Source organism: Streptomyces cyaneus, from assembly GCF_004028635.1.
Lineage (GTDB): Bacteria > Actinomycetota > Actinomycetes > Streptomycetales > Streptomycetaceae > Streptomyces > Streptomyces cyaneus.
The window spans coordinates 626,248-650,653 of the sequence record NZ_ML138678.1 but is presented as its reverse complement, the minus strand read 5'-3'; the positions used below and the strand labels follow the sequence as shown (position 1 = coordinate 650,653).

General features: G+C 70.3%; 22 protein-coding genes. 14 read left to right on the top strand and 8 right to left on the bottom strand.

The features are described 5' to 3' along the window. Positions 1-2: 2 nt before the first annotated feature. From chvE to EHO50_RS02890, 4 genes are all read right to left on the bottom strand, one after another. A complete protein-coding gene (gene chvE / locus EHO50_RS02905) occupies positions 3-1,115 on the bottom strand; it encodes a multiple monosaccharide ABC transporter substrate-binding protein (protein WP_425472117.1) in 1,113 nt (370 codons plus the stop codon). A 142-nt stretch (positions 1,116-1,257) separates the two neighbouring features. Beyond that, complete coding sequence (locus EHO50_RS02900) at positions 1,258-2,226, bottom strand: glycosyltransferase family protein (RefSeq protein ID WP_128428195.1); 969 nt, start codon at positions 2,224-2,226, stop codon at positions 1,258-1,260. A 120-nt stretch (positions 2,227-2,346) separates the two neighbouring features. After that, complete coding sequence (locus EHO50_RS02895; RefSeq protein WP_128428194.1) at positions 2,347-3,351, bottom strand: zinc-dependent alcohol dehydrogenase; 1,005 nt, start codon at positions 3,349-3,351, stop codon at positions 2,347-2,349. Positions 3,352-3,628: 277 nt separating this feature from the next. Further along, positions 3,629-4,792 carry a mandelate racemase/muconate lactonizing enzyme family protein gene (locus EHO50_RS02890; RefSeq protein ID WP_062724272.1) on the bottom strand — a complete coding sequence of 388 codons (1,164 nt, stop codon included), beginning with the start codon at positions 4,790-4,792 and terminating at the stop codon, positions 3,629-3,631. Between the two features lie 531 nt (positions 4,793-5,323). Between EHO50_RS02890 and EHO50_RS02885 the strand changes: the two genes are divergently transcribed. The 7 genes from EHO50_RS02885 (at position 5,324) to EHO50_RS02855 (ending at position 14,215) form a co-directional block, all read left to right on the top strand. Continuing rightward, positions 5,324-6,370: a LacI family DNA-binding transcriptional regulator gene (locus EHO50_RS02885; protein ID WP_128428193.1), complete on the top strand. Its 1,047-nt coding sequence runs from the start codon at positions 5,324-5,326 to the stop codon at positions 6,368-6,370. A gap of 153 nt (positions 6,371-6,523) precedes the next feature. After that, positions 6,524-7,525 (top strand): ABC transporter substrate-binding protein, encoded by a 1,002-nt coding sequence (locus EHO50_RS02880; RefSeq protein ID WP_128428192.1) that lies wholly within the window; start codon positions 6,524-6,526, stop codon positions 7,523-7,525. 100 nt (positions 7,526-7,625) lie between these two features. Further along, positions 7,626-9,164, top strand: coding sequence for a sugar ABC transporter ATP-binding protein (locus tag EHO50_RS02875; RefSeq protein ID WP_128428191.1), 1,539 nt, complete (start codon positions 7,626-7,628; stop codon positions 9,162-9,164). An 11-nt stretch (positions 9,165-9,175) separates the two neighbouring features. After that, on the top strand, positions 9,176-10,258 hold the full coding sequence (locus EHO50_RS02870; protein WP_181449539.1) for an ABC transporter permease: 1,083 nt from the start codon (positions 9,176-9,178) through the stop codon (positions 10,256-10,258). Continuing rightward, positions 10,255-11,295, top strand: a complete 1,041-nt coding sequence (gene yjfF, locus EHO50_RS02865; RefSeq protein ID WP_128428189.1) for a galactofuranose ABC transporter, permease protein YjfF — start codon at positions 10,255-10,257, stop codon at positions 11,293-11,295. Before EHO50_RS02870 ends, yjfF begins: the two co-directional genes overlap by 4 nt. A gap of 210 nt (positions 11,296-11,505) precedes the next feature. Next, the gene (locus EHO50_RS44480) at positions 11,506-12,621 is read left to right on the top strand and encodes an SCO2400 family protein (RefSeq protein ID WP_181449538.1); all 1,116 of its coding nucleotides are present in this window, start codon (positions 11,506-11,508) and stop codon (positions 12,619-12,621) included. A gap of 157 nt (positions 12,622-12,778) precedes the next feature. After that, positions 12,779-14,215 (top strand): DUF2252 domain-containing protein, encoded by a 1,437-nt coding sequence (locus EHO50_RS02855; protein ID WP_128428188.1) that lies wholly within the window; start codon positions 12,779-12,781, stop codon positions 14,213-14,215. Here EHO50_RS02855 and EHO50_RS02850 read toward each other — a convergent pair. After that, complete coding sequence (locus EHO50_RS02850; protein ID WP_128428187.1) at positions 14,187-15,530, bottom strand: cation:proton antiporter; 1,344 nt, start codon at positions 15,528-15,530, stop codon at positions 14,187-14,189. The two genes, EHO50_RS02855 and EHO50_RS02850, sit on opposite strands and share 29 nt — an antisense overlap. A 166-nt stretch (positions 15,531-15,696) precedes the next feature. Here EHO50_RS02850 and EHO50_RS02845 point away from each other — a divergent pair, with 166 nt between their 5' ends. The 5 genes from EHO50_RS02845 (at position 15,697) to EHO50_RS02825 (ending at position 19,150) form a co-directional block, all read left to right on the top strand. After that, positions 15,697-16,116 carry a DUF7144 family membrane protein gene (locus EHO50_RS02845; protein WP_128428186.1) on the top strand — a complete coding sequence of 140 codons (420 nt, stop codon included), beginning with the start codon at positions 15,697-15,699 and terminating at the stop codon, positions 16,114-16,116. Positions 16,117-16,223: 107 nt separating this feature from the next. After that, on the top strand, positions 16,224-17,480 hold the full coding sequence (locus EHO50_RS02840) for a hypothetical protein (protein WP_128428185.1): 1,257 nt from the start codon (positions 16,224-16,226) through the stop codon (positions 17,478-17,480). 91 nt (positions 17,481-17,571) lie between these two features. After that, positions 17,572-17,973: an SHOCT domain-containing protein gene (locus EHO50_RS02835; RefSeq protein ID WP_181449537.1), complete on the top strand. Its 402-nt coding sequence runs from the start codon at positions 17,572-17,574 to the stop codon at positions 17,971-17,973. Between the two features lie 13 nt (positions 17,974-17,986). Continuing rightward, complete coding sequence (locus EHO50_RS02830) at positions 17,987-18,607, top strand: GAP family protein (protein ID WP_128428183.1); 621 nt, start codon at positions 17,987-17,989, stop codon at positions 18,605-18,607. Positions 18,608-18,772: 165 nt separating this feature from the next. After that, positions 18,773-19,150 carry an SHOCT domain-containing protein gene (locus EHO50_RS02825; protein WP_246101047.1) on the top strand — a complete coding sequence of 126 codons (378 nt, stop codon included), beginning with the start codon at positions 18,773-18,775 and terminating at the stop codon, positions 19,148-19,150. A gap of 40 nt (positions 19,151-19,190) precedes the next feature. On the opposite strand, the gene EHO50_RS02820 is transcribed toward EHO50_RS02825, so the two are convergent. The 3 genes from EHO50_RS02820 to EHO50_RS02810 form a co-directional block, all read right to left on the bottom strand. Then, the gene (locus EHO50_RS02820; RefSeq protein ID WP_128428181.1) at positions 19,191-19,388 is read right to left on the bottom strand and encodes a hypothetical protein; all 198 of its coding nucleotides are present in this window, start codon (positions 19,386-19,388) and stop codon (positions 19,191-19,193) included. 55 nt (positions 19,389-19,443) lie between these two features. Beyond that, positions 19,444-22,092, bottom strand: a complete 2,649-nt coding sequence (locus EHO50_RS44785) for a winged helix-turn-helix domain-containing protein (RefSeq protein WP_342786900.1) — start codon at positions 22,090-22,092, stop codon at positions 19,444-19,446. Positions 22,093-22,257: 165 nt separating this feature from the next. Continuing rightward, positions 22,258-22,710 (bottom strand): MarR family winged helix-turn-helix transcriptional regulator, encoded by a 453-nt coding sequence (locus EHO50_RS02810; RefSeq protein ID WP_128428180.1) that lies wholly within the window; start codon positions 22,708-22,710, stop codon positions 22,258-22,260. A gap of 98 nt (positions 22,711-22,808) precedes the next feature. On the opposite strand from EHO50_RS02810, the gene EHO50_RS02805 reads away from it, so the two are divergent. Next, entirely contained in the window at positions 22,809-23,807 is a 999-nt protein-coding gene (locus tag EHO50_RS02805; RefSeq protein ID WP_128428179.1) for an NADP-dependent oxidoreductase, read from the top strand. Between the two features lie 108 nt (positions 23,808-23,915). Then, positions 23,916-24,335 carry an organic hydroperoxide resistance protein gene (locus tag EHO50_RS02800; protein ID WP_128428178.1) on the top strand — a complete coding sequence of 140 codons (420 nt, stop codon included), beginning with the start codon at positions 23,916-23,918 and terminating at the stop codon, positions 24,333-24,335. Positions 24,336-24,406 lie beyond the last annotated feature (71 nt).

Sequence of the window (24,406 nt, the reverse complement as noted above, 5' to 3'; positions counted from 1 at the left end):
GGTTAGTTGAGGTCGCTTTCCTTGATGTAGCCGGAGTCGACCACCGTCGCCTTGTAGTTGGCCTTGTCCACACTGACCGGCGTGAGCAGGTAGGCCGGGACGACCTTGGCGCCGTTGTCGTAGGTCTTGGTGTCGTTGACCTCGGGCTTCTTGCCGTTGAGTGCCGCGTCGACCATGTTCGAGGCGACCTTGGCGAGCTCGCGGGTGTCCTTGTAGACGGTCATCGACTGCTCGTCGGCGATGATCGACTTCACCGAGGCGACCTCGGCGTCCTGGCCGGTGACGATCGGCCACGGCTTGCTCTTGGAGCCGTAGTCGTCCGACCGCAGGGCCGAGAGGATGCCGATGGAGATGCCGTCGTACGGCGAGAGGACCGCGTCGACGCGCTCGCTCTTGTAGGCCGACGTCAGGATGTCGTCCATGCGCTTCTGGGCGGTGCCGCCGTCCCAGCGCAGGGTGGTGACCTGGTTCAGGGCGGTCTGCTTGGAGCGGACGACGAGCTGCTTCTTGTCGATGTACGGCTGCAGGACGTTCATGGCGCCCTGGAAGAAGTAGCGGGTGTTGTTGTCGTCGTTGGAGCCGGCGAACAGCTCGATGTTGAACGGGCCCTTCTTGGAGCCGTCCTTCAGGCCGAGCTTCTCGACGATGTAGTTGCCCTGGAGCTCGCCGACCTTCTCGTTGTCGAACGACGCGTAGTAGTCGACGTTCTTGGTGCCGAGGATGAGGCGGTCGTAGGAGATCACCGGGATGTTGGCGTCGGCGGCCTGCTGGAGCACGTTGTTCATCGACTTGTTGTCGATGGCCGCGACGATCAGCGCCTTGACGCCCTGCGTGATCAGGTTCTCGATCTGCGAGACCTGCTGGTCCGGGTCGTCCTCGCCGTAGACCAGCTGGGTCTTGTAGCCCTTCGACTCCAGGTCCGCGACGACGTTCTTGCCGTCGGCGATCCAGCGCTCGGAGGACTTGGTCGGCATCGCGATGCCGATGGTCCCACCCTTGGTGTCACCGCCCTCGTCCTTGCTGCCGCCCTCGCCGCTCTGGCCACAGGCGGACAGGGTCAGGGCGAGGGAGGCGGCTCCGGCTATGGCGGCGAGTGCGGCTCGGCGGTTACGCATGATCATCATCCTTGATGTGTGTCTGGCAGTGCTCGGTCGGCGGCGCGAAGACGCTTGCGGGCGGTGCGGGAAAGACCGAGATGAGGTGTGTCGGATTGTGTTCGACTGCGTCTTCTTTTGTGAAGGGGGATTGTCCGGAACGTTATGCGGGAATTTCGAACCGCTTCAGCGTCCCGGGCAGCCGTGAACCGAGAGGCGCCATGTCGCCGTCAGCCCCGTGCCGTGCGAGGAGGTCCAACGCCAGGCGTCCACGCCGTACGCGTTCCTTGGCGGTGGCCAGTGTCAGGTCCCGCATGTGGTGCCCGTAGGGGTAGATCCCGGGGGCCTTGGAGAGCCCGAACTTCAGGTAGAGCGGTGCGCCGCGCCGGATCAGCTCGGCGACCTCGTACATCCGGATGTAGCCGCCGAGATCGTCCGGGGCCTCGATGTACATGTCCATGGGGGCGGCGGAGACCCGCCGTATCTCGGTGAGATGATCCAGCGTCAGATCGCTGGGCACGTTGATCGAGTCGCCGCCCAGGTTCTCGTAGACCGCGTAGGCGGCCGGGTTGACGGGGCCGATCAGCGCGCTCACCTTGAGCGTCGTGTCCGCCGGGATGATCCCGGCGGCCCGCGCCCGGTGCAGCGCCCACAGCACGCCCTCGTCGGCGACGAGGAGGCACTTCACGCCCAGTTCCGTGGCGCGTACGGCGTCCTCGACGCACCCGGCGACCGCGTCGTGGCCCCGGGCGCGCAGTCCGGCGCCCTTGGAGTCGGTACGGGTGGAGCCGCCGATGTCCCAGGTGCCGCGCGGGCCGGTGAACAGGCAGAGCTCGATGGCGCGCTCGGCGGTCGCCTCCACCATCTCGGTGATCTCGGCGTCGGTGAGCATCCAAATACCGCTGCCCTGGCTGATCCGGTGGACCGGTACATCGAGCCGCGAGGACTCCTTGAGGACCACGGCGAGCGCCTCGGGGCCCTCCACGGAGGGAACTTCGGTGCGCCAGCGGCCGCCGCCGGGGAAGGTGTGCGGAGAGGCGTCGGAGGGGTCGAGGGCGGGCGCCGCCAGTCCGAGTGCGGCGAGCGCCTGCTCGCCGGGGCGGCGCGGCGTCGGAGCGGTGGTGTCGGTCACAAGCTGTCCTTATGTTCGATATTTCGGACGAGGGTTGCGGCTCTGGTCGTGCGGGGCTTTGGGTGTACGCCGGTACGGAGTCGTCAGGTACTCCGTACCGGCGTACGGCTCAGGGGTGTGTCATGGCCGCAGCAGGACCTTTCCGACCTTCGGGTCGCCGGACCCCACCAACTCGATGGCCTGCGGGAACTCCTCCAGCGGCAGCTCGTGCGTGACCAGCGGCAGCGGGTCGAGGAGCCCCGCCCCGAAGACCCGCACGGTGTGCGCCCAGGCCTCCGGCGCCGCGCCGAACACGGTCTGCACCTCCAGCTGCCGTACGACGAGATCGGTCGGGTCGAGCCCGTCCGCGCCCGGCGCCGGGATGCCCGTCAGGATCAGCCGTCCACCTCGGCGCAGCAGGGCGGCGGCGGTGCGCGCCGCGTCCGCGGACCCGGCGGTCTCGATGACGACGTCGAAGTCGCCGGGGAGTTCCTCGTCCTTGGTGCGGAAGTCCGTGGCGCCGAACCGCTTCGACAGCTCGGCCCGGTCCGGACGCGTCCCCACGACGAGCAGCTCGGCCGGCGAGCCCGCCTTCAGGAACTGAACGGCGAACATCCCGAGCGTCCCCGTGCCCACCACGGCAACCCGCTCGCCCGGCACCGCGTTCGCCTTGAGCGCGGCGGCCGCGATGCACGCGGCCGGCTCCAGCAGCGCCGCCGCCGTCAGATCAGCGTCGTCCGGCAGCACGTGCAGCAGCCGGGCCGGAAGCGTGAGTGTGGGGGCCATGGCGCCCGGCTGGGTGAAGCCGGTCTCCTCGTAGCCCGCCGTGCACAGGGTGGTCTCGCCCGCGTGGCAGCGGTCGCAGACCTGGCAGTTCCGGAAGCCCTCGCCCACGACCTTGCGGCCCACCAGGCTCGAAGGGACGCCGTCACCGACCGCCTCCACCGTCCCGGACCACTCGTGGCCCGGCGTGAGCGGATAGCGGACGTACCCTTCCGGCCGGTTGCCCTGGAAGACCTCGCGGTCACTGCCGCAGATCCCCGAGGCGTGCACCCGGACCAGGGCCTCGCCCGCTTCCGGCTGCCGGGGCTCGTGCGGGACGAGCCGGTGCTCGCCCGGAGCCTCGATCACGACGGCGGTGCTCACTGGGTCCTCCCGGGGCCTGGGTCGGAAGTGGCGTCGTCCGCCCGGAGGGCGGGCCGGGCGCCCGCCGCGGCAGCGGCTGATGTCCGCGTTGGTGCGTGCTCTCGGCGTGCCGGGCGGGAGGCCCCGTCGATGGACCGGATGTACTTGGGGTTTCGCCCGGTGCGGTGAGTGGGGGCACCTCCCACGCCCTTGAGGCAGTGGGGGAGCGTGCCAGGCGTCGCCCGGCAGGCGCCACTTCCGATCCAGGCCCCGATGCCGGGCCGGCGGGTGTGGGCGCTCACACGGTGCCCTTGGGCTTGCGCTGCTCCCAGCCGTCGGCCCACAGGTCGAACCGGGCCTGCTGCTGCGGGAACTCCGCGGCGGCGTCGACGTCCAGCTCCACACCGAGACCGGGCTCGTGGGAGAGGTGGAAGCAGCCGTCCTCGGGGTTCACCTGGGGGGCGCCCTTGATGACCTTCTTGATCTCCGCGTCCGCGAAGTCGTTGAAGTGCTCAAGGATCTTGAAGTTGGGGGCGGTGAAGCCGACCTGGAGGGAGGCGGCGGTCAGCACGGGCCCGCCCACGTTGTGCGGCGCGACCAGCATGTAGTGCGTCTCGGCGGTGGCGGCCAGCTTACGGGTCTCCCAGATGCCGCCGATGTGGCCGACGTCCGGCTGGATGATGTCCACGGCCTGGCTCTCGAAGAGCTCGCGGAACTCGATGCGGTCGTGGATGCGCTCACCCGTGGCGACCGGCATGTCGACCTTGGCGGCGACCTTCTCCAGCGCCTTCAGGTTCTCCGGCGGCACCGGCTCCTCCAGCCACGCGGGCTTGAAGGGCGCCAGCTCCTTGGCCAGGCGCACGGCCGTGGCGGGGGAGAACCGGCCGTGCATCTCCAGCATCAGCTCGGCGTCCGGCCCGATGGCGTCGCGCACGGCCTCGATCAGGGAGACCGCGTAGAGGCTCTGCTCGTGGTCGAGCTCGAAGTGGCCGGTCCCGAACGGGTCGATCTTGAGCGCCCGGTAGCCGCGCTCCATGACCCCCTGGGCCGCCTTGTGGTACGCCTCGGGCGTCCGCTCGGTGGTGTACCAGCCGTTGGCGTACGCCTTGACCTTGTCGGTGACCTTGCCGCCGAGCAGCTGCCAGACCGGCACGCCGAGCGCCTTGCCCTTGATGTCCCAGCAGGCCATCTCGATCACGGCGATGCCGGACATCACGATCTCGCCGGCCCGGCCGTAGTCGCCGTACTTCATCCGCTTGACGAGATCCTCGACAGCGAACGGGTCGGAGCCGAGAATGTGATTGGTCTTCGCCTCGTGCAGATAGCCGAGCAGCGCGTCGGTGTGGCCCAGCATGCGGGTCTCGCCGACGCCGGTGAGTCCCTCGTCGGTGTGCACTTGGACGTAGGTCAGGTTCCGCCACGGCGTTCCGACCACGTGTGTGCTGATTCCCGTGATGCGCACGGTACTCCCTGTCCTCTTCGGTCTGTTCGAAATCTCGTCACTCGTTCGAAATGCTGGTCGCGACAGTAGGGACGACCACATGCGAGTGTCAATGGGTCTACAAACAACGGTTTCGATGCGGCGGCGGAGACGGTCGGCGAGGCCGCTGCGACGGGGTGTGCCACGAAGGTCGCCTGGCCCTTCGAGGGTGCGTGCACGCCTCCCTGGGTGGGTACTCGGATGGCTCCTGAACAGGTAAAACACCCTCGGCCCAGCAACCTCCGCCGCTCGTCGCGTTATTCAACCGTGACGACTTCTCTGACGCAGCCCTCTTGACCGGCATGAATTGTTAGCGCTCACAATACGTCCGCATTCACCAGTCGGCCCCGACGGCATGCAAGGAGGTATGAGCGTCGTGTCAGCAGTGCTTCAACTCGCCTTCCCGCCCCGTGCCGTTGGTCCTTCCGGAACACCGGCATGACGCCGCCGGCGCCGAACGATCGGCCCTCGGTGCAGGTCTTATCGGCAGACGACCGCCAAGGAGGTGCGGCTGTGCCCCACTCGCAGCTTCGGCCGCCCACCATGGCCGACGTGGCACGCCAGGCCGGTGTGTCCCACCAGACCGTGTCCCGCGTGCTGGGGGACCACCCCAATGTGCGGGACGAGACACGGGCCAAGGTGCTGCGCGCGATCGAGGAGATGGGCTACCGCCGCAACTTCTCCGCCCGGGCCCTGGCGACCCGGCGCACCCGGACCCTGGGTGTGGTCGCCTCCAACACCACGCTCTACGGTCCGGCCAGTACGTTGTTCGCGCTGGAGGAGGCGGCGCGTGCCGAGGGCTATCTGGTCTCGACGGTCAGTCTGCGCAGGCTGACGGTGGAGACGCTGTCCGAGGCCCTGGACCGCCTCAGCGAGGGCGGGGTGGAGGGGGTCGTCGCCATCGCCCCGCAGCGGTCGGCGGTCGAGGCCCTCGCCGAACTCCGCCACCCGTTCCCGGTGGTGGCCGTGGGCACCGGCTCGGGCGCCGGGGTCCCCAGCGTCAACGTGGATCAGAGTCTGGGCGCACGGCTGGCCACCGGCCATCTGCTCGCCGCAGGCCACCGCAGGGTCTGGCATCTCGCCGGGCCCGAGGACTGGCAGGAGGCGGTGGACCGGGTCGCCGGCTGGCGGGCGACCCTCGAAGAGGCGGACGTGGAACCGCCGATGCTGTTGCGGGGGGACTGGAGCCCGCTGTCGGGCTACCGGGCCGGCCAGGAGCTGGCGGGCTGGGTGGGGCGCGGCCTGACCGCCGTGTTCGTGGCCAACGACCAGATGGCACTGGGGGTGTTGCGGGCGCTGCGTGAGGCGGGCGTGCGTACGCCCCAGGACGTCGCGGTGGCCGGCTTCGACGACATTCCGGAGTCGGAGTTCTTCGCCCCGCCGCTCACCACCGTCCGGCAGGACTTCGCGACGGTGGGCAAACGGAGCATCGCCCTGCTGCTGGACCTGATCGAGGGCCGTACCCCCGCCGGGACGTCCCAGGTCTCCATAGAGCCCCAACTCGTCGTCCGCGCAAGCACGTTCCCGTACCTTCCTCAACCGGGAGCCGCTCCCGGCTGACATCGCACCACCCGGTCGCCTTTCGCCTTTCGGGCAAGCGTGGCCGATATTTCGAACGATGATCGACAGGCTGGACGCAATGCAGCCGGTCCACACGAGTACCAACCGAGTACCAGCGGTCCATTCCCGGGCCGGCTCTTCAAAGGAGAAGACATGCTCAACAGAAGGAACTTCCTCACCGCGGCGGTCGGCGTGGCGGCCACGGCCGGTCTGGCGGCCTGCGCCAAGGAGGACGGCTCCTCCTCCAACACCTCCTCCGGCGGCAGCAAGACGATCACCCTCGGCTTCTCCCAGGTCGGCTCCGAGAGCGGCTGGCGCACCGCCAACACCGACTCGGTGAAGTCGGCCGCCAAGGAGGCCGGCTACAAGCTGCAGTTCTCCGACGCGCAGCAGAAGCAGGAGAACCAGATCTCCGCGATCCGCAGCTTCATCGCGCAGAAGGTGGACGTCATCGCCTTCTCGCCGGTGGTCGTCACCGGCTGGGACGCCGTGCTCAAGGAGGCCCAGTCGGCGAAGATCCCGGTCGTCCTGACCGACCGGTCCGTGGAGAGCGACGAGTCCCTGTTCGTCGCCCTGGTCGGCTCCGACTTCACCGACGAGGGCCGCCGCGCCGCCAAGATCCTGGAGAAGGTCCTTCAGAAGGCCGGCCACAAGGGCAAGGTGAAGATCGCCCAGCTGGAGGGCACCACCGGTGCCGCCCCCGCGATCGAGCGCGCCAAGGGCTTCAAGGAGGTCATGGACGCCGAGCACAAGGACGACTGGGAGATCGTCGTCAGCCAGACCGGTGACTTCACCCGCGCCGGCGGCAAGCAGGTCATGGCGGCCTTCCTGCAGTCCAACCCGGACATCGACGTGCTGTTCGCGCACAACGACGACATGGGCCTCGGCGCCATCCAGGCCATCGAGGCGGCCGGCAAGAAGCCCGGCAAGGACATCCTCATCGTCACGGTCGACGGTGTGAAGGACGGCTTCATCGCCATGTCCGAAGGCAAGATCAACGCGATCGTCGAGTGCAACCCGCTGCTCGGCCCCCAGTTGATGGAGGTCGTGAAGACGGTCCACGAGGGCGGCAAGGTCGAGCGCTGGATCAAGACCAAGGAGAGCGACTTCATGCAGGACCAGGCCAAGGACGCGCTCCCCACCCGTAAGTACTGACCGACCGCACCCACCGGCAGGGAGCCTCCGGCCGACCGGCGACCATCCGGTCCCGGGAGGCTCCCTGCGGGCCTGAACCCATTTCAAGAGGAGCGCTGCCATGGCAGAGCCGCGGCCCGTCCTGGAGATGACGGGCATTGTCAAAGAGTTTCCGGGGGTACGGGCTCTGTCGGGCGTCGACTTCCGGCTCTTCCCCGGCGAGATCCACGCCCTCATGGGCGAGAACGGGGCCGGGAAGTCCACCCTCATCAAGGTGCTGACCGGGGTCCACACCCTGGACGGCGGCACGATCACCCTCGACGGCAAGGCCGTACGGATCGGCAGCCCGCTGCAGGCGCAGCACGCCGGCATCAGCACGGTCTACCAGGAGGTCAACCTCTGCCCCAACCTCTCGGTGGCGGAGAACATCTTCATCGGCCGTGAACCCACCCGCGCCGGCCGCATCCAGTGGAAGCAGATACGCAAGGAAGCCGCGGAGATGGTCGACCGCCTCGGCCTCGACATCGACGTGACGGCGCCGCTGTCCTCGTACCCGCTGGCCGTGCAGCAACTGGTCGCGATCGTACGGTCGGTGGGCCACGGCGACAGCGACGGCGAGGGCTCCGGCACCAAGGTGCTCGTCCTGGACGAGCCCACCTCCAGCCTCGACCGCGACGAGGTCCTCGAACTGTTCCGCCTGATGCGGCGGCTGCGGGACGAGGGCGTCGCGATCCTCTTCGTCTCGCACTTCCTCGACCAGATCTACGAGATCTGCGACCGCATGACCGTGCTGCGCAACGGCACCCTGGTCGGCGAGCACATGGTGGCCGACCTCGACCAGGTCGGGCTGATCGAGCTGATGATCGGCAAGGCCCTGGACCAGCTGGAGGAGTTGCACGAGCACCAGCTGCGCTCCGACGTCGGCGAGACGCTCGTCAAGGCGGAGGGCCTCGGCCGCACCGGCGGTATCGCCCCCTTCGACCTGGAGATCAAGAAGGGCGAGGTGCTCGGCCTCGCCGGACTGCTCGGCTCGGGCCGCACCGAACTGGCCCGGCTGCTGTTCGGCGCCGACCAGCCCGACAGCGGCAAGGTGACCGTCGCCGGCAAGCAGGTCTCGATGAGCGCCCCCAACGACGCCATCGGCGCCGGTGTCGCGTTCTGCTCGGAGAACCGCAAGACCGAGGGCCTCGTCCCCGACCTCACGGTGCGCGAGAACATCATCCTCGCCCTCCAGGCGTCCCGCGGCTGGACCCGGCCCATCCCGGCCTCCCAGCGCGACGAACTCGTCGCCAAGTACATCAAGGCCCTCGACATCCGCCCCGCCAACCCCGAGGCCCGCGTCGGCCAGTTGAGCGGCGGCAACCAGCAGAAGGTGCTGCTCGCCCGCTGGCTGATCACCCAGCCGAAGCTGCTGATCCTCGACGAGCCCACGCGCGGCATCGACGTCGGCGCCAAGGCCGAGATCCAGAAGCTCGTGGTCTCCCTCTCCGAGGACGGCATGTCCGTGCTGTACATCGCGGCCGAACTGGAGGAGGTGCTCCGGCTCAGCCACACCATCGGAGTGCTGCGCGACCGCAAGCTCGTGGCACAGCTGACCAACGGGCCGGAGATCACCACCAGCAAGATCCTGGAGACCATCGCGAGCGGAGAGCACCAGTGAGTACCCCGGCAGTGACCACACCCTCCCGCTGGCGAGCACTGACGCGCCATCACCTGTTCTGGCCGGTCGCGGTCCTGATCGCCCTGCTGCTCGTCAACGTCCCCTTCACACCCGACTTCTTCGCGATCCGGATGGCGGACGGCCACCTCTACGGCAGCCTCGTCTCGATCGTGCTGTTCGGCTCGCCGCTGATCCTGGTGGCGGTCGGCATGACCCTGGTCATCGCCACCGGCGGCATCGACCTCTCCGTCGGCGCCGTGGTCGCCATCACCGGCGCCCTGACCTGTTCGTACATCAGCGACCAGGCTGACCAGAACGCGCTGGCGGGGGTCTTCCTCGCCATGGGCATCGGCCTGGTGGCGGCGGTCGTCTGCGGCCTGTGGAACGGCTTCCTGGTCGCCCGGATGGGCATCCAGCCCATCATCGCGACCCTCATCATCATGGTCGCCGGACGCGGTGTCGCCCAGCTGATCACCGACGGCCAGATCATCACCATCAACAGCGAGCCGTACAAGCTCATCGGCGGCGGCTACTGGCTGACCCTGCCCTTCTCCATCTTCGTGGTGGCCGCCGTCGTGGCCGTCACCGTCGCCCTGACCCGCCGCACGGCGCTCGGCCTGCTCGTCGAGTCGGTCGGCGGCAACGCCGAGGCCAGCCGCCTGGTCGGCATCCGCTCCCGGCGCATCAAGATCATGGTGTACATGTTCTGCGCCCTGTGCGCGGGCATCGCCGGCCTGATGATCAGCTCCAACACCTCGGCCGCGGACGGCAACAACGCCGGCCTGTGGATCGAGCTGGACGCGATCCTCGCGGTGGTCATCGGCGGCACCTCGCTGCTCGGCGGCCGGTTCTCGATCGGCGGCACGGTGATCGGCGCCCTCGTGATCCAGACCCTGACCACCACGATCTACACCATCGGCGTGCCCACCCAGACCAACCTGGTCTTCAAGGCCGCCGTCGTCATCGTCGTCTGCCTGCTGCAGTCCCCGAAGTTCCGGGCCAAGGTCTTCGGCGCGAAGGGCGCCCGGACCACCGCCCCGGCGGAGCCCGCCACCCCGGCCGACGCCGCCCCGAAGATGGAGGTGTCGCGATGAGCGCGACCACCAAGACCCGTACGGCAGCGGAAGGCCGTACGGCGTCCAAGCCGGCACCGGCGTCCGCGGCCGCGCGTCTGCTCGGCGACCGGCGGCTGCCCGTCCTGGTCACGGCCGGCCTGTTCCTCGCGATGTACATCGGCGGTCTCAGCCGCTACCAGAACTACGGTTTCGGTGAACCGCAGGTCTTCCTCAACCTGTTCATCGACAACAGCTATCTGCTGGTCGCCGCCGTCGGCGCCACCTTCGTCATCATGTCCGGCGGCATCGACCTGTCCGTCGGTTCGCTGATCGGCTTCACCACCATGTTCACGGCGTGGCTGGTGGAGCGTCAGGGCCTGCCGCTGCTGCTGGTCATCCCGCTCGCCCTGGGCGTGGGGGCGTTCGGCGGCTTCCTCATGGGCTATGTGATCCACAACTTCGAGATCCAGCCGTTCATCGTGACCCTCGCCGGCCTCTTCCTCTTCCGGGGCCTGTGCCTGGTCATCAGCAAGGAGTCCATCTCCATCAGCGACTCCACGGTGAGCAGCATGGCCCAGACCCGGGTGTCGCTCGGACTGGGGGAGCTGTCGATCGGCGCCATCGTCGCCCTGGTCGTCCTCGCCGCCGCCTTCTACATACTCCACTACACGCGCTTCGGCCGCCGTGTGTACGCCATCGGCGGCAACGAGCAGTCGGCGCTGCTGATGGGGCTTCCGCTGGGCGGCACGAAGATCGCCGTGTACACGGTGAGCGGCTTCTGCTCGGCGCTGGCCGGCCTGCTGTTCATGCTGTACATCCAGTCCGGTGACCCGCTGCACGCCGTCGGCATGGAACTCGACGCGATCGCCGCGGTCGTCATCGGCGGCACGCTGCTGACGGGTGGCTCCGGTTACGTCCTGGGCACCCTGTTCGGCGTCCTCGTGCTGGGCCTGATCAAGAGCATCATCCAGTTCGAGGGCACGCTCAGCTCCTGGTGGACGAAGATCGCCACGGGTGTGCTGCTGTGCGCGTTCATCCTGATCCAGCGGGCGATGACGACGCGCAAGCAAACATAGGCCGCACCTGAGCACTTGGGTCGACGTGGCCCGTCGCACGGTGTACGTGCGACGGGCCACGCGACGTTGCCGTACGGAACCGGCGCGGAGGATCGCGCCGAATGGTCGGGCTTGACCCCCACCGACCAAACTGGAAAGGCCAGTTCCGCACACAACCTTCACAGCAGCCGCTAGGAAAGGCGCGGGTCGGTTCCTTAGTCTTCCCGCGTCATGGACTACTGCCACCCGTGCCGCAGGCACCTCAACGGCGCCCTCGCCTGCCCGGGGTGCGGCACCGTGATCGAAGAGCTGAGCGGGTACGCGGGCGCGCGCGGCGAGGTGTACCCGCAGATGGCCGAGAGGCCCGTACAGGCGCCCGCGGGGGCTGTGGGGGCCGTGGGGAGCCAGGGCCCGTACGCGGCGGCGTACGAGGGGCAGTACTGGAGTGGTGCAGGGCAGTACGGGGCCGGCCCCGGGGCACACGGCGGCGATGCGGGCCAATACGGCGATGCGGCCCAATACGGCGGTGCGGGGCAGTACGACGGTGCCGGGCAGTACGGCGGTGGTGAGTACGGCGACCGGTATGTCGACGCGCACTCCGAGGAGACTGCGGCCGAGGTCGAGTCCCCGGACTCCGGTGAGGCCGGTGAGGTCGTCGAGGCGGCGTCGGTCGCGCCGGTCGGTGGACGGGCCGCACGGCGGGCGGCGCAGCGGCGTGGGCGCAGGCGCGGTCACGACGAGCGCGACGAAGACGCCGGGTACGCCGAGCAGGACGAGTACGACGAGTACGACGAGGAAGACGAGGGCGACCTGGACGAGGAGTCCGGGGAGGCCGGTGCCAGCCGTCGCGATCGCAAGGCCGCCGCGCACCGGCGCCGCCGTCGCCGGGCCCTGCTGGTCGCCGCGGGGTTCGTCCTGGCTGCCGGAGGTCTGAGCCTCGCGGAACTCGGCCTGGACGCCCCGGGCAGCAGCCCGAAGCCGGCGGCCGCCGGGGACGAGTCGGCGGAGGGCGCGGCATCGGAAGAGGTGTCCGCGTCCCCGGACGCGACGGACGGCGCGACGGGGACGGGCGGGGAGGACTCACCGTCACCCAGTCCCTCGACCTCCCCCTCGGCCTCGAAGTCGCCGAAGGACGAGGACAAGAAGAAGGACGAGGACAAGACCCCCGACAAGAGCGCCCAGTCGGCGACGACGGGCAGCGGCGGCTCGGGCACGTCCACCTCGGGCCCCGCCCCCACGTCCGAGCCGGAGACCCAGGCGCCGACGGAGGAGCCGACCGCATCGGACCCGACCCCGGACCCGTCGCCGTCGGAGACGTGCAACCGGTTCCTCTGGTGGTGCACGTAAGCCGTCCTCGTGGCGGCGCGCACACCGTTCGCTTTTCCCATGTATGTCGGCCCAGGGCTCGCCGGCCCACCGCCCGCGCCCCGGCTCCACATCACCTGCTCCGGGTGATCCCACCGGGGGTGCCGGGCTGTGACCATGCGGGCAAGGAGGTCCGCTCATGGCGACGACGCACGACGGTCCGCTCTCCCTGGCGAACAACGGTCCGCTCTCCCCGGCGGAGCGCGCGGCACGGGGCAAGGAGGCACGCGCGCGCGTGCCGCGCTCCGACCATGCCGCCTACGAGCCCGACGAGAAACGCCCGGACCCCGTCGACATCATCGACCGGCAGTCCGGCGCCCGCGTTCCCGAGCTGGTCCCCGTCCGCTACGGCCGGATGCTCGAATCGCCGTTCCGCTTCTACCGAGGAGCCGCGGCGATCATGGCGTCCGATCTCGGCGCGAGTGTGCACACCGGGCTGTACGCCCAGCTGTGCGGCGACGCGCACCTGCTGAACTTCCGGCTCCTGGCCTCCCCGGAACGCCATCTCGTGTTCGACATCAACGACTTCGACGAGACCCTGCCGGGCCCGTTCGAGTGGGACGTCAAGCGGCTCGCCGCGAGTCTGGTGATCGCCGGGCGGGCCAACGGGTTCCCCGCGAAGGAGTCCGACACCGTCGTCCGCGCCGGAGTGGAGGCCTACCGCGAGCGCATGCGGGAGTTCGCCTCCCTGCCCACCCTCGACGTCTGGTACGCGCGGGACGACTTCGACCAGATCGCGGCGCTCCTGCCCAAGCCGCCCGGCAAGCAGGAGGAGCAGCGGGCCTCCCGGGCCGCGGCGAAGGCCCGTACCCGGACGAGTCTGCAGGCGGCAGCGAAGCTGACCCGGGTGGTGGACGGCGAACACCGGATCATCTCGGATCCCCCCTTGATCACACCCCTGACGGAGCTGCTGCCCGGCACGGAAGGGGAGGAACTGGGACGGACCCTGCGGGAACTGGTGGCCGGCTACGCGGACACCCTGTCATCGGAGCGGCGGCACCTGCTGAGCCGGTTCCATGTGGTCGACATGGCGCGCAAGGTCGTCGGGGTCGGCAGTGTCGGCACCCGTTGCTGGATCATCCTGCTGCTCGGCCGCGACGACGAGGACCCGCTCCTGCTGCAGGCCAAGGAGGCGGGCGAGTCGGTCCTCGCCCCCCACTGCGGCGCGAGCCCGTACGAGAACCAGGGCGAGCGGGTGGTGGCCGGGCAGCGGCTCATGCAGGCCGCCAGCGACATCTTCCTCGGCTGGAAGCACGTCACGGGCTTCGACGGCCGCGAACGCGACTTCTACGTACGGCAGTTGCGGGACTGGAAGGGCATCGCCCGCCCCGAGACCATGGACGCCCGGACCCTCGGGTTGTTCGCCCGCCTGTGCGGCGCCGCACTGGCCCGCGCCCACGCCCGCTCGGGCGACCCGATCGCCATCGCCGCCTATCTCGGCCGCGGCGACAGCTTCGACCGTGCCCTGGTGGAGTTCGCCGGGGCCTACGCCGACCAGAACGAACGCGACCACCGGGCCCTGGCCGACGCCGTGACCGAGGGACGCGTCACTGCCCGGACCGATCTGACGGGGTGACCCGGCTCCCCTCGCGCACGGACGCCTTCGGCAGGGACGCCTCCGTCACGGACGTGCTCTCCCGCAGGCCGCGCTCGCCGGCGGTGGCAGCGGTGCGTGCGTACCAGCGGCCGTACCGCTTGGCGAGTGCCCCGGCCGAGACACCCTGGAGCAGGATGCTGAGGGCCACGGTCACGGCGACCACCCGACCCAGCGTCTGCGTCCCCGGCACCTGCTCCTCGACCACCAGCAGCGCCAGGACGACGGAGGCGAGGCCGCGCGGCCCGAACCACCCGATGTACGCGACCGTCGGCAACCGCAGCCCGCTGCCGAGCAGGGCGATGGCGACGGGGACCATCCGCACGACCGTCAGGCTGAGCACGGCGTACAGGACGATCTCCCAGGTCAGGTGCTCCAGCGCAGGGCCGAGCAGCACCGCCCCGAACACCATCAGGCTGATCGACGCCAGCAGCGCGCCGAGGTGCTCGGCGAACTCGGGTGTGCGGTCCGGGCCTTGCGGCCTGCCGCCGACGGTCCGGTGGCGGCGCACCGCGTGTCCGAACGCGAACCCGGCGACCCAGGCCGCGATGAAGCCGCTGCCGTGGGTGAGGACGGCCAGTTCGTATGCGGCGACGGCGACGCCGAGCACGTAGATCTGCCCCCAGGCCGGGGCGACCCAGCCGCGGGCCCGGGCCGCCCGCAGCAGCCGCCCGCCGAGGTCGCCGGCCAGCAGGCCCAGGACGCTGCTGAGCAGCAGGGATCGCCAGAAGGTGCCCGCGACGCCCTCCTGCGCGTAGGACGTGCCGGGGACGCCGGCGGCGAAGACGACGAAGAACGGCAGCACCAGGCCGTCGTTCAGACCGCACTCCGCGTTGAGGCCGTGGCGGACGACCGGCGGCACGGAGGGCTCCGTCATGGCGGTCTTGCCCACGGCGGCGTCGGTCGGCGCGAGGATCGCACCCACCAGGGCCAGCTCCCACACGGTCAGCTCGGGCAGCAGCGGCCAGGCCAGCAGCCAGCCCGCCGCGATGTACAACGGGAGACCGATGCCGAGCAGCCGGCCGGGCAGGAAGCCGCCCGTGGCCAGGTCGCGTCGCCGGACGGTCATGGCGTCGGTGAACAGGACCAGGGTCAGCGCGGCCTCCATCAGGGCCGTGATGGGGGCGGCGTAGTGCTCGATGTCGACGACGTCGAGTACGGCGGGTCCGATGAGGACGCCGCTCCCCGTGAACACGATCGCCGACGTGACCGGCGTGGCCGACAGTCGGCGCGAGCCGAGGGCATAGGCGGCGGTGACACCCGCCACCGCCAGCCCCGCCCAGGCACCATCGCTCATCGCGCCGCCCTCCTCAGGCCTGGCGCCCAGCCCCTTGTCCCATGGCAGCAGGGCACCGGTCGGCGCGTCCTCACCCGTCGAGGGTGACGACGGGCACGGCCCTTTGGGATCAGGCTCGGTGGTGTACGGCTGCGCGCAGCAGCCCAGTGAGGAAAGGAGGCCGGCCATGGGCACCACCGCTACTCCCCAACACCGAGCGGGGACGCAGGTCGCCGCCACCGGCCTGACACTGTTCGCCGGAGTGATGCTGTTCATCTCCGGGGTTCTCGACATCTTCCGGGGGATCATGGCGATCGCCGAGGACGACGTCTACGTCTCCACGCCCAACTACCTCTTCAAGTTCGACCTGACCAGCTGGGGCTGGATCAACCTGGCGTTCGGGGCGATAGCCGTGATCGTGAGCTTCGGCCTGTTCACGGCGAAGACGTGGGCGAGGGTCGTCGGCGTTGGCATCGCGGCACTGCTGCTCATCGCCAACTTCCTGTCCATCCCGTACTACCCGGTCTGGTCTCTCACGCTGATCGCGCTGTACGCGTTCACCATCTGGGCGCTGTGCGTGGTGCGGCGGGATCCCATGGCGGACTAGGACCCGGACGCGCGTAAGACCCGTATGGGCCTGTTCGGCGTGCCCTCGGAGCGCAGCGCGTACGCAATGGAAGGGAGGGAGGGGCCCCTGGACGAGCTGGAGTCCGCATGAGCGCCGCGCACAAGCCCTCCGCGCCCGGGCGGATCGCCCGGGCCACGGCTGCCACGGTGCTGATCGTCCTCACGTGCGTCCTCGTGCCGGTCGCACTGATCACGGTCTGGATCCACGACATCGCGCTCGACACCGACCGGTACGTGAAAACGGTCGCCCCGCTGGCCACCGAGCCGGCCATCCAGGATGCGGCCGTCGACCGGATCTCCGAGGCCGTGGACGTCCGTATCGACGGCGACCAGGCCGCCGCGGAACTCGCCGACTGGCTGCGCTCCCAGGGCCTGCCACCCCGGGCCACCGCCGCCGTACGGGGACTCGGGCCGCAGATCGACTCGGCCGTGGACGGCGCGGTGACGAAGGTCGTCACGCGGATCGTGCACAGCGATGCGTTCGCCACCACGTGGGAGAAGGCCAACGAACGGGCCCACAACGCCGTCGTGCACGCCCTCACCGGAGAGGGCCGGGGCGCCGTGGGGGTCGAGGGCGGCACGGTCACCCTCGACGTCGGAGATGTCGTCGAGCAGGTGAAACAGCAGCTTGTCGACGCGGGGCTGTCGCCCGCGGAGAAGATCCCTCAGGTCGACAAGCAGCTGGTGCTGTTCCAGTCCGAGGAGCTCGAGAAGATCCGCGAGGGCGCGGACCTGCTCGACGAGGCCGGCTACTGGCTGCCCGTCCTCACCGTCGTGATCGGCGCGGCCGGGGTGCTGGTGGCCCGCCGACGGCGCCGCGCGCTGGCCCGTACCGCGCTCGGCGCCGCCTTCGCCTGCCTGGTGGTGGTCATCGCCCTGGTCGTCGTGCGCCGCTTCTACCTGGATCATCTCCCGGCCGCCGTGCAGTCGGACGCGGCCGCGGCGGCCGTCTTCGACACGCTGCTGCGCTTCCTGCGCTACGCCCTGGTCACGACGATCGTGCTCGGGGTCGTGGTCGCGCTCGGCGCCTATCTGATCGGCCCCGGCCGACTGCCGGTGGCGATCCGCCGCGCCTGCGACCGCACCGCGGACTCGGCGGCCGGCTGGGCCTACGGGCACGAGATCCGGGCCGGCCGGGTGGGCGTGTGGGCACAGGCCCACCGCCGGTCGATCGCCCTGTCCGCCCTGGCGATCCTGGCCTTCGTCTTCGCGGTGTGGAACCGTCCCACCGCGCTCACGATCCTGGTGTTCGCGCTCGTACTGCTCGCCGTCCTCGCGGTCCTGGCGTTGCTCGCGGCCGGTGGCCGGGCCGAGGAGCGCGCGCAGCCCACCCGTGCGGGGTGATGCCGCACGGGCCCGGTCCGGCGCACGGTGAAAGGCGTCCGGCCCTCAGGAGCCGCGCGGCCGTCGCGGCAGCAGGCCGACGGAGGCGATCATGGACTATCCCCTGCTCAACGTGTTCCTGACCATGCTCTGGTTCTTCCTGTGGATCATGTGGCTCATGCTGCTGTTCCGCGTGGTCGGCGACATCTTCCGGGACGACGCGCTCAGCGGCTGGGGGAAGGCCGGCTGGACGCTGACGGTGTGTGTGCTGCCGTTCCTCGGTGTCTTCGTCTACCTGATCGCCCGTGGGCGCGGGATGGGTGAGCGCGAGCTGCGCCGGGCACAGGACCGGGAGCGGGCGTTCCGCTCCTACGTCCAGGAGGCCGCCGCAACAGGACCGAAGACGCCGGGCGCCAAGGCGGACGAGCTGGGCAGGCTGGCCGCGCTGCACGACCGGGGCGCCATCAGCGACGCCGAGTACGAGCAGGCCAAGTCCAAGGTCCTGACGTCTTGAGGCAGGTGCCGACGTGGACGGTCTGAATGTGCTGCCGCTGGCCGTGACCATGATGGCCGGCCCGCAGATCATGTCGGCGATCATCTTCGTCACGACACCCCGGGCCGTCCGGGTGTCGCTCGCTTTCCTCGGCGGTGTCGCCGTCGCCACCACCGTCGGCACCGCGATCACCTGGAGCCTCGCCTCACTGTTCGACCTGGGAGACCCCGGCGACTCCGGTTCGAGCGGCAAGATCATCCAGTATGTGCTGGTCGGTTTCCTGGTGGCGGCCGCGATCAAGAACTGGGTCCGCCGCGAGACCATTCAGCCACCGAAATGGCTGGGCACGCTCATGGCGGCGGATCCCGGGAAAGCCCTCAAGGTCGGGCTGCTCATCATCCTGCTGATGCCGTCGGACATCGTCGTCATGCTGACGGTGGGCACGAACCTGGCGCAGGCGGACGCGAACTTCGCCGAGGCACTGCCGTTCATCGCGGCGACCGTGCTCATCGCCGCGCTTCCCCTGCTGTTCCTGCTGCTGTTCCACCACCGGGCGATCGCCGCCATGCCGCGTGTGCGCGACTGGATGAACACGCACAGCTGGCTGATCAACATCATCGTCTGCGGGATCTTCATCCTGCTGATCCTCGCCTGACCGCGGCCTCGGCCCACCATGGCACCCCACCCGCTCCGGGTGATGCCGTCCCCGGCCGAGAGGCGCAGCGTTGAACATGTCAGGCCCGGAGCGCCGCCGCGACATCACGGCGGCCGGCATGTGGAGGCAACCGTGGACTACCCGCTGCTCAACGCGTTCCTGACCATGCTCTGGTTCTTCCTGTGGGTCATGTGGTTCGCCCTGCTCTTCCGGGTCATCGGGGACATCTTCCGGGACGACGGCCTGGGCGGAGGGGCCAAGGCGGGCTGGACGGTCTTCGTCTGCGTGCTGCCGTTCCTCGGCGTCTTCGTCTACCTGATCGCCCGCGGCCGCGGCATGGGTGAGCGCCAAATGCGCCACATGCAGCGCCAGGAGGAAGCGTTCCGTTCCTACGTCCAGGAGGCGGCCGCCGGCGCCCCGGCGACCGGCGCGCCCGGCGCGACCCGCGTGGACGAGCTGACCAAGCTGGCCGGGCTGCACGACCACGGCGACATCACCGACGCCGAGTACGAGCGGGCCAAGGCGAAGGTGCTCGCGGGCTGAGAGGGCTGAGCGGTACGGCTGTCCGACCGCGACCGGGGCCTCACTCCGGAAGCCGGCGGAACTCCGCCACGTGCAGCCCCAGCGACTGAAACCGCATCAACAGGCCGTAGAAATGCGCCTCGTCGTCGACCTGGCCGTACAACACGGTCTGGTGGGGGACGACGAACGTGTCCAACTCGGGGAACGCCGTGGTCAGCTCGTCCGACATCTCCCCGTCGACGCGGATCTCGTAGCGCATGACCTCATGCTGGGCGACCGGGCGCCCGGTGGCATCACCCCGGCGAGGTGACACGTCAGAGCAGGCCGAGTTCGCGGGCCCGGCGGACCGCCGCGCCGCGCCGGGTGGCGGCGAGCTTGCGGTAGATGCTCTTCAGGTGCGTCTTCACCGTGTTGACCGACAGATGCAGGTCGGCGGCGATCTCCTCGGTGGACATGAGCTGGGCCAGCCGTTCCAGGACGTCCCGTTCCCGCGCGCTGAGCGGCTCGGGGTGCGGGCCCACGGACTCCTCCCGTTGCCGCGAGTCAGCAGGCTGCGGCGAGCGGGTGCCGGTCAGCCACGCATGGTCGCGGGCGAGCGCGGGCCGGTGGAGCAGCAGGTGCCTGAGCCACGGCCCGGCTTCCAGGAACGGCCGCCTGACGTGATGCGGACGGGCGGCCGTCAGGGCCCGCAGGACCAGGCTCTGAGCGGCGGCGGAGTCGCCGAGCGCGTCGACAACCTGCGCACGGGCCAGCAGCACCCACACGTCGATGACCGGTCCCCGGTCCTCGTCGTCGGGGAGTTCGTCGAGGATGCGCAGCGCCCGTTCGCTGTCGCCCGCGGCCACCCGTGCCCGGGCCTCGGCCGCCAGGCTCTCCGGGCTGTGCGACGGCTGTTCCTCGAAGACCTTCACCGCCGCCTTCGGATCACCGTCGGCCAGATGCGCCGCGGCCGTGGCCAGCGTGATGCGGTCGCTCACCCAGGGGGAGGGCTCGGCGGGGACCAGGGGCTGCTTCGCCATGTCGTCGAGAGCCAGGAGTGCCGTACCCGGGTCACCCCTGGCGACCAGCATCCGGGAACGCAGGATCGCCAGCTCCACGGCCACGACGGGATCGCGGGAGGCGGCGGAGGTGGCGGCCGCCTGATCGAGATGGCCCTGGGCAGGCGTCAGGTCGTCACGGTCGATGGCGACGGCAGCCAGCACGAGCTGGGCCATCCCGGTCCGGTCGGACATCGGCAGCCCCGACTGCTCCGCCTCGTCGATCGCCCCCCGTGCATGCGCCTCGGCCCGGCCGGGCCGGCCGTGCAGGAAGTCGATCAGTGCCAGTCGGCCGAGGGCCTCGTGCCGCGCGAACGCCGTCGAGCGCCCCTGGGCGGCGTCGACGGCGGCGGACAGCGTCGAGCGCGCGGCATCGAAGCGGCCCGCCCACAGCTGGGCCGATCCGAGGTCGGTGAGCATGCGGGCCGTCAGCTCCGGATGCCGCTCCAGCCGGCCGGCAGGCAGAGCGCGCTCCGCCTCCGCGGCGTCCCTCGCCGCCGTCTCGGCCAGGTCCGCCGAGCCCGCCACCCGGGCGGCCAGCACCCGAAGCACCGCACAGCTCAACCGCGCCGCCGCCGCGCCGTCGCCCGTGTCGCCGCCCGGCAGGTTCTCCTCGGCACGACGCAGATAGGTGACACCCCGGTCGACGTCGTGGTGGGCCAGCTCGCGGGCCGCGCGCACCAGGTCGGGGGCCGGCCCGGACGCCTCCGGTGCCATCCTGGCGAAGAGGCCGTCCAGCCGCTCGGCGGCCAGCCCGGTCAGCAGCCGGCCGATCGCCAGATGGTCGACGAGCTCGGCGGCGGCAAGCTCCCAGTCACCCGCGTCCGCCGCATGCGGCAGGGCCTCGTCGAGCAGGCCCGCCCGGCTCAGCCACTCGGCGGCCGTACGGTGCAGCTCCGGCTCCAGGCCGGGGTGGCGCACCCGCAGATGCACCCGCAGGATCTCGGCGAAGAGCGGGTGCAGCCGGTACCAGGAGTGCCCGATGGGTTCGACGAACGCGTTCGCCCGTTGCAGTTCCTCCAGGATCGGCTCCGCGTCGTCCCGCCCGGTGAGGGCATTGGCCAGATCGGGGTGGGTCTCCTCGAGGATGCTGGTGCGCAGCAGCAGGTCCTGGGTCTCCTCGGGGTGGGCGCGCAGCACCTCGCCCAGCAGGAAGTCGGCCACTGTGCTGTGCCCGGCCTCGAAGTCCTTCAGGAAGCTCTCCGGGTCATCGGCCCGCTGCGCGGCCAGGGTGCACAGCCGCAGCCCCGCCGCCCAGCCCTCGGTGCGCTCGGTCAGCACGCGCGCGGCCTCGGCCGACAGCGGCAGCCCGTGCCGGTCGACCAGGGCCGCCGTCTCCTCGGCGCGGAAGGCCAGGTCGTCGGCGCGGATGTCGACGAGCTCACCGGCGGCCCGATAGCGGTACAGCGGCAGCAGCGGCTCCGTGCGGCTGATGATCACCAGGCGCAGTCCCTCGCCGGCGTGGCGGAGCACGAACTGCAGCTCCTCGGCGACCGCGGCAGCGCCCGCCACCCGGTCGAACTCGTCCAGCACGAGGGTCACCCGGCTGTCCCGTCCGTTCAGCCAGGCCGCGAGCCGGGCCAGCAGCGAGTGGTCCACCTCGCCGGGCCGGGCCGGGCTGCCGATGTCCTCGGGCAGGGCGATCCCGTGGTGCCGAAAGGCATGCAGTACGTAGGACCAGAAGACGCCGGGCGCGCTGTCCTGCGGCTCCACGGTCAACCAGGCGACGGCCCCCGGCTCGTAGGCCGTGATCCAGTCGGCGACCAGCAGGGTCTTGCCCGCCCCCGCGGGCCCGTTGACCAGCGTCAGTGGACTGTGCGCACCCTCGGTCAGCTGCTCGACGAGCCGGTCGCGGCGCACGAACGTCCCGGGGACCGTCGGCACCGTGAGCCGTGCGGCGAGCACCGGATCACCGTCCGGAGTCACCGCCTTCAAGGCGGGATCGCCACGGCCCCCTCCGACGGAGCGCGCCTTCACGCCCCTCACACCCCTCGGCGGATGCCCGAGCGGTACAACATCACGTTCCGATCCTCGCCCCGGACCAGGGCACCCGCAACTGGCGACCTGGACGTCCTAGGCGTCCTGGATGCCCTAGTGGTCCTGGGCGTCCACGCCCAGCATCCGCCGCAGCAGATCCCGCAGCGCCAGCCGCTCCTCCTCGGAGAGCCCCGCGAGCGGCTCCCGCGCGAACCGCAGCGACTCGCGCAGGCTGCGGGCCACCCGCCGGCCCTCGTCCGTCGCCGCCGCCAGCTTCACCCGCCGGTCCGCCGGGTCCGGGCGGCGCTCCACCAGGCCCCGGGACTCCAGGCGGTCCACGATGCCGGTCACGTTCGACGGTTCGCACCGCAGCCGCTGTGCCAGCTTCCGCATCGGGAGCGGTTCCAGCGACAGCAGGCTCAGCAGCCGCGCCTGCGCGCCGGTCAGGGCGTGCTCGGCAGCAGCCCCGTCGTACTCCTCGTGGTAGCGGGCCACGACCGCGCCGATGAGGTCGACGACCTCGAGGGTCAGCTCATCGGGGCGGCGGGTCATGTGTGGGGTGGCCATGCTCTCAGGGTACCCGGTTACTTGACATCATGAAATATTCAGGAGCATGGTTGTTTCAGGTACTGAAGTAAATTGCTGAAACCGGAAAGGCGCCCCCCATGATCAACCGCGAATGGCACCTCCTCTCCCGCCCCGTCGGCTGGCCCAAGGCCGAGGACTTCGCCCTGGTCGAGGCCGAGATGCCGAAGCCCGGCGAGGGGCAGGTGCTCGTCCGGAACAAGTACCTCTCCGTGGACCCGTACATGCGCGGCCGCATGAGCGCCGCCAAGTCCTACGTCGCCCCCTTCGAGCTGGGCAAGGTCATGCAGGGCGGTGCGGTCGGCGAGGTGGTCGCCTCCAACGCCGAGGGCATCGCCGTCGGCGACCACGTCCTGCACTTCTTCGGCTGGCGCGAGTTCGCGGCCGTGGACGCGAAGAGCGCCGTGAAGGTCGACCCGGACGCCGCGCCCCTGTCCACCTACCTCGGCGTCCTCGGCATGACCGGCCTCACCGCCTACGCGGGCCTGCTGCGCACCGCCTCCTTCAAGGAGGGCGACGTCGTCTTCGTGTCCGGTGCGGCCGGCGCCGTCGGCAGCCAGGTCGGCCAGATCGCCAAGCTCAAGGGCGCCTCCCGGGTCATCGGCTCCGCCGGCTCGGACGACAAGGTCAAGCTGCTCGTCGAGGAGTACGGCTTCGACGCCGCCTTCAACTACAAGAACGGCTCGGTGAGCGAGCAGCTGCGCGAGGCCGCCCCGGACGGGATCGACGTCTACTTCGACAACGTAGGCGGCGACCACCTGGAGGCCGCCATCGGGCAGCTCAACACGCACGGCCGGATCGCCATCTGCGGCATGATCTCGGTCTACAACAACACCGAGCCCGCCCCCGGCCCGAAGAACCTCGCCCGCCTCATCGCGACCCGCGGCCGCATCGAGGGCCTCCTCGTCGGTGACCACTACGACTTCCAGCCGCAGTTCGTCCAGGAGGTCGGCCCCTGGGTCGCCTCGGGGCAGCTCAAGTACCGCGAGACGGTCGTCGAGGGCATCGAGAACAACCTGGAGGCGTTCCTCGGGGTCCTGCGCGGCGACAACACCGGGAAGATGATCGTCAAGCTCTGACGCCCCAGGAGGGCTGTTGCTGGATTTCCGGCATGCGGTAACTTCTTTCCGAATTCTGTCGCGATCGTGGGCGCGAGTCGCGGCGGACCGAGGAGGAGAAGACACCGCATGTCCATCCAGCAGACCGACGTCCTCTACACCGCCGTCGCCACCGCCGAGAACGGCCGCGACGGCCGGGTCGCCACCGACGACGGCCAACTCGACGTCGTAGTGAACCCGCCCAAGGAGATGGGCGGCAGCGGCGCCGGCACCAACCCGGAGCAGCTGTTCGCCGCCGGCTACAGCGCCTGCTTCCAGGGCGCCCTCGGCGTCGTGGCCCGCCAGGAGAAGGCCGACATCTCCGGCTCGACCGTCACCGCGAAGGTCGGCATCGGCAAGAACGACGACGGGTTCGGGATCATCGTCGAGATCTCGGCGCACATCCCGAACGTCGACACGCAGACCGCGAAGGGGCTCCTCGAGAAGGCCCACCAGGTCTGCCCGTACTCGAAGGCGACCCGCGGCAACATCACCGTGACGCTGGTCTGACACGGTTCGTTGCGTACGGAGGAGGCCGCACCCTTGGACGTAGGGTGCGGCCTCGCCCGCGGCGGGCAACG

Bases quoted from the DNA above. Each gene is read 5' to 3' on its own strand.
- EHO50_RS02805 (WP_128428179.1), top strand. From the start codon at position 22,809: ATGATCAACCGCGAATGGCACCTCCTCTCCCGCCCCGTCGGCTGGCCC.
- EHO50_RS02875 (WP_128428191.1), top strand. From the start codon at position 7,626: ATGGCAGAGCCGCGGCCCGTCCTGGAGATGACGGGCATTGTCAAAGAG.
- EHO50_RS02845 (WP_128428186.1), top strand. From the start codon at position 15,697: ATGGGCACCACCGCTACTCCCCAACACCGAGCGGGGACGCAGGTCGCC.
- EHO50_RS02820 (WP_128428181.1), bottom strand. From the start codon at position 19,388: ATGCGCTACGAGATCCGCGTCGACGGGGAGATGTCGGACGAGCTGACC.
- EHO50_RS02810 (WP_128428180.1), bottom strand. From the start codon at position 22,710: ATGGCCACCCCACACATGACCCGCCGCCCCGATGAGCTGACCCTCGAG.
- EHO50_RS02840 (WP_128428185.1), top strand. From the start codon at position 16,224: ATGAGCGCCGCGCACAAGCCCTCCGCGCCCGGGCGGATCGCCCGGGCC.
- EHO50_RS02880 (WP_128428192.1), top strand. From the start codon at position 6,524: ATGCTCAACAGAAGGAACTTCCTCACCGCGGCGGTCGGCGTGGCGGCC.
- EHO50_RS02835 (WP_181449537.1), top strand. From the start codon at position 17,572: ATGGACTATCCCCTGCTCAACGTGTTCCTGACCATGCTCTGGTTCTTC.
- EHO50_RS02855 (WP_128428188.1), top strand. From the start codon at position 12,779: ATGGCGACGACGCACGACGGTCCGCTCTCCCTGGCGAACAACGGTCCG.
- EHO50_RS02800 (WP_128428178.1), top strand. From the start codon at position 23,916: ATGTCCATCCAGCAGACCGACGTCCTCTACACCGCCGTCGCCACCGCC.
- yjfF (WP_128428189.1), top strand. From the start codon at position 10,255: ATGAGCGCGACCACCAAGACCCGTACGGCAGCGGAAGGCCGTACGGCG.
- EHO50_RS44480 (WP_181449538.1), top strand. From the start codon at position 11,506: ATGGACTACTGCCACCCGTGCCGCAGGCACCTCAACGGCGCCCTCGCC.
- EHO50_RS02850 (WP_128428187.1), bottom strand. From the start codon at position 15,530: ATGAGCGATGGTGCCTGGGCGGGGCTGGCGGTGGCGGGTGTCACCGCC.
- chvE (WP_425472117.1), bottom strand. From the start codon at position 1,115: ATGCGTAACCGCCGAGCCGCACTCGCCGCCATAGCCGGAGCCGCCTCC.
- EHO50_RS02825 (WP_246101047.1), top strand. From the start codon at position 18,773: ATGCTCTGGTTCTTCCTGTGGGTCATGTGGTTCGCCCTGCTCTTCCGG.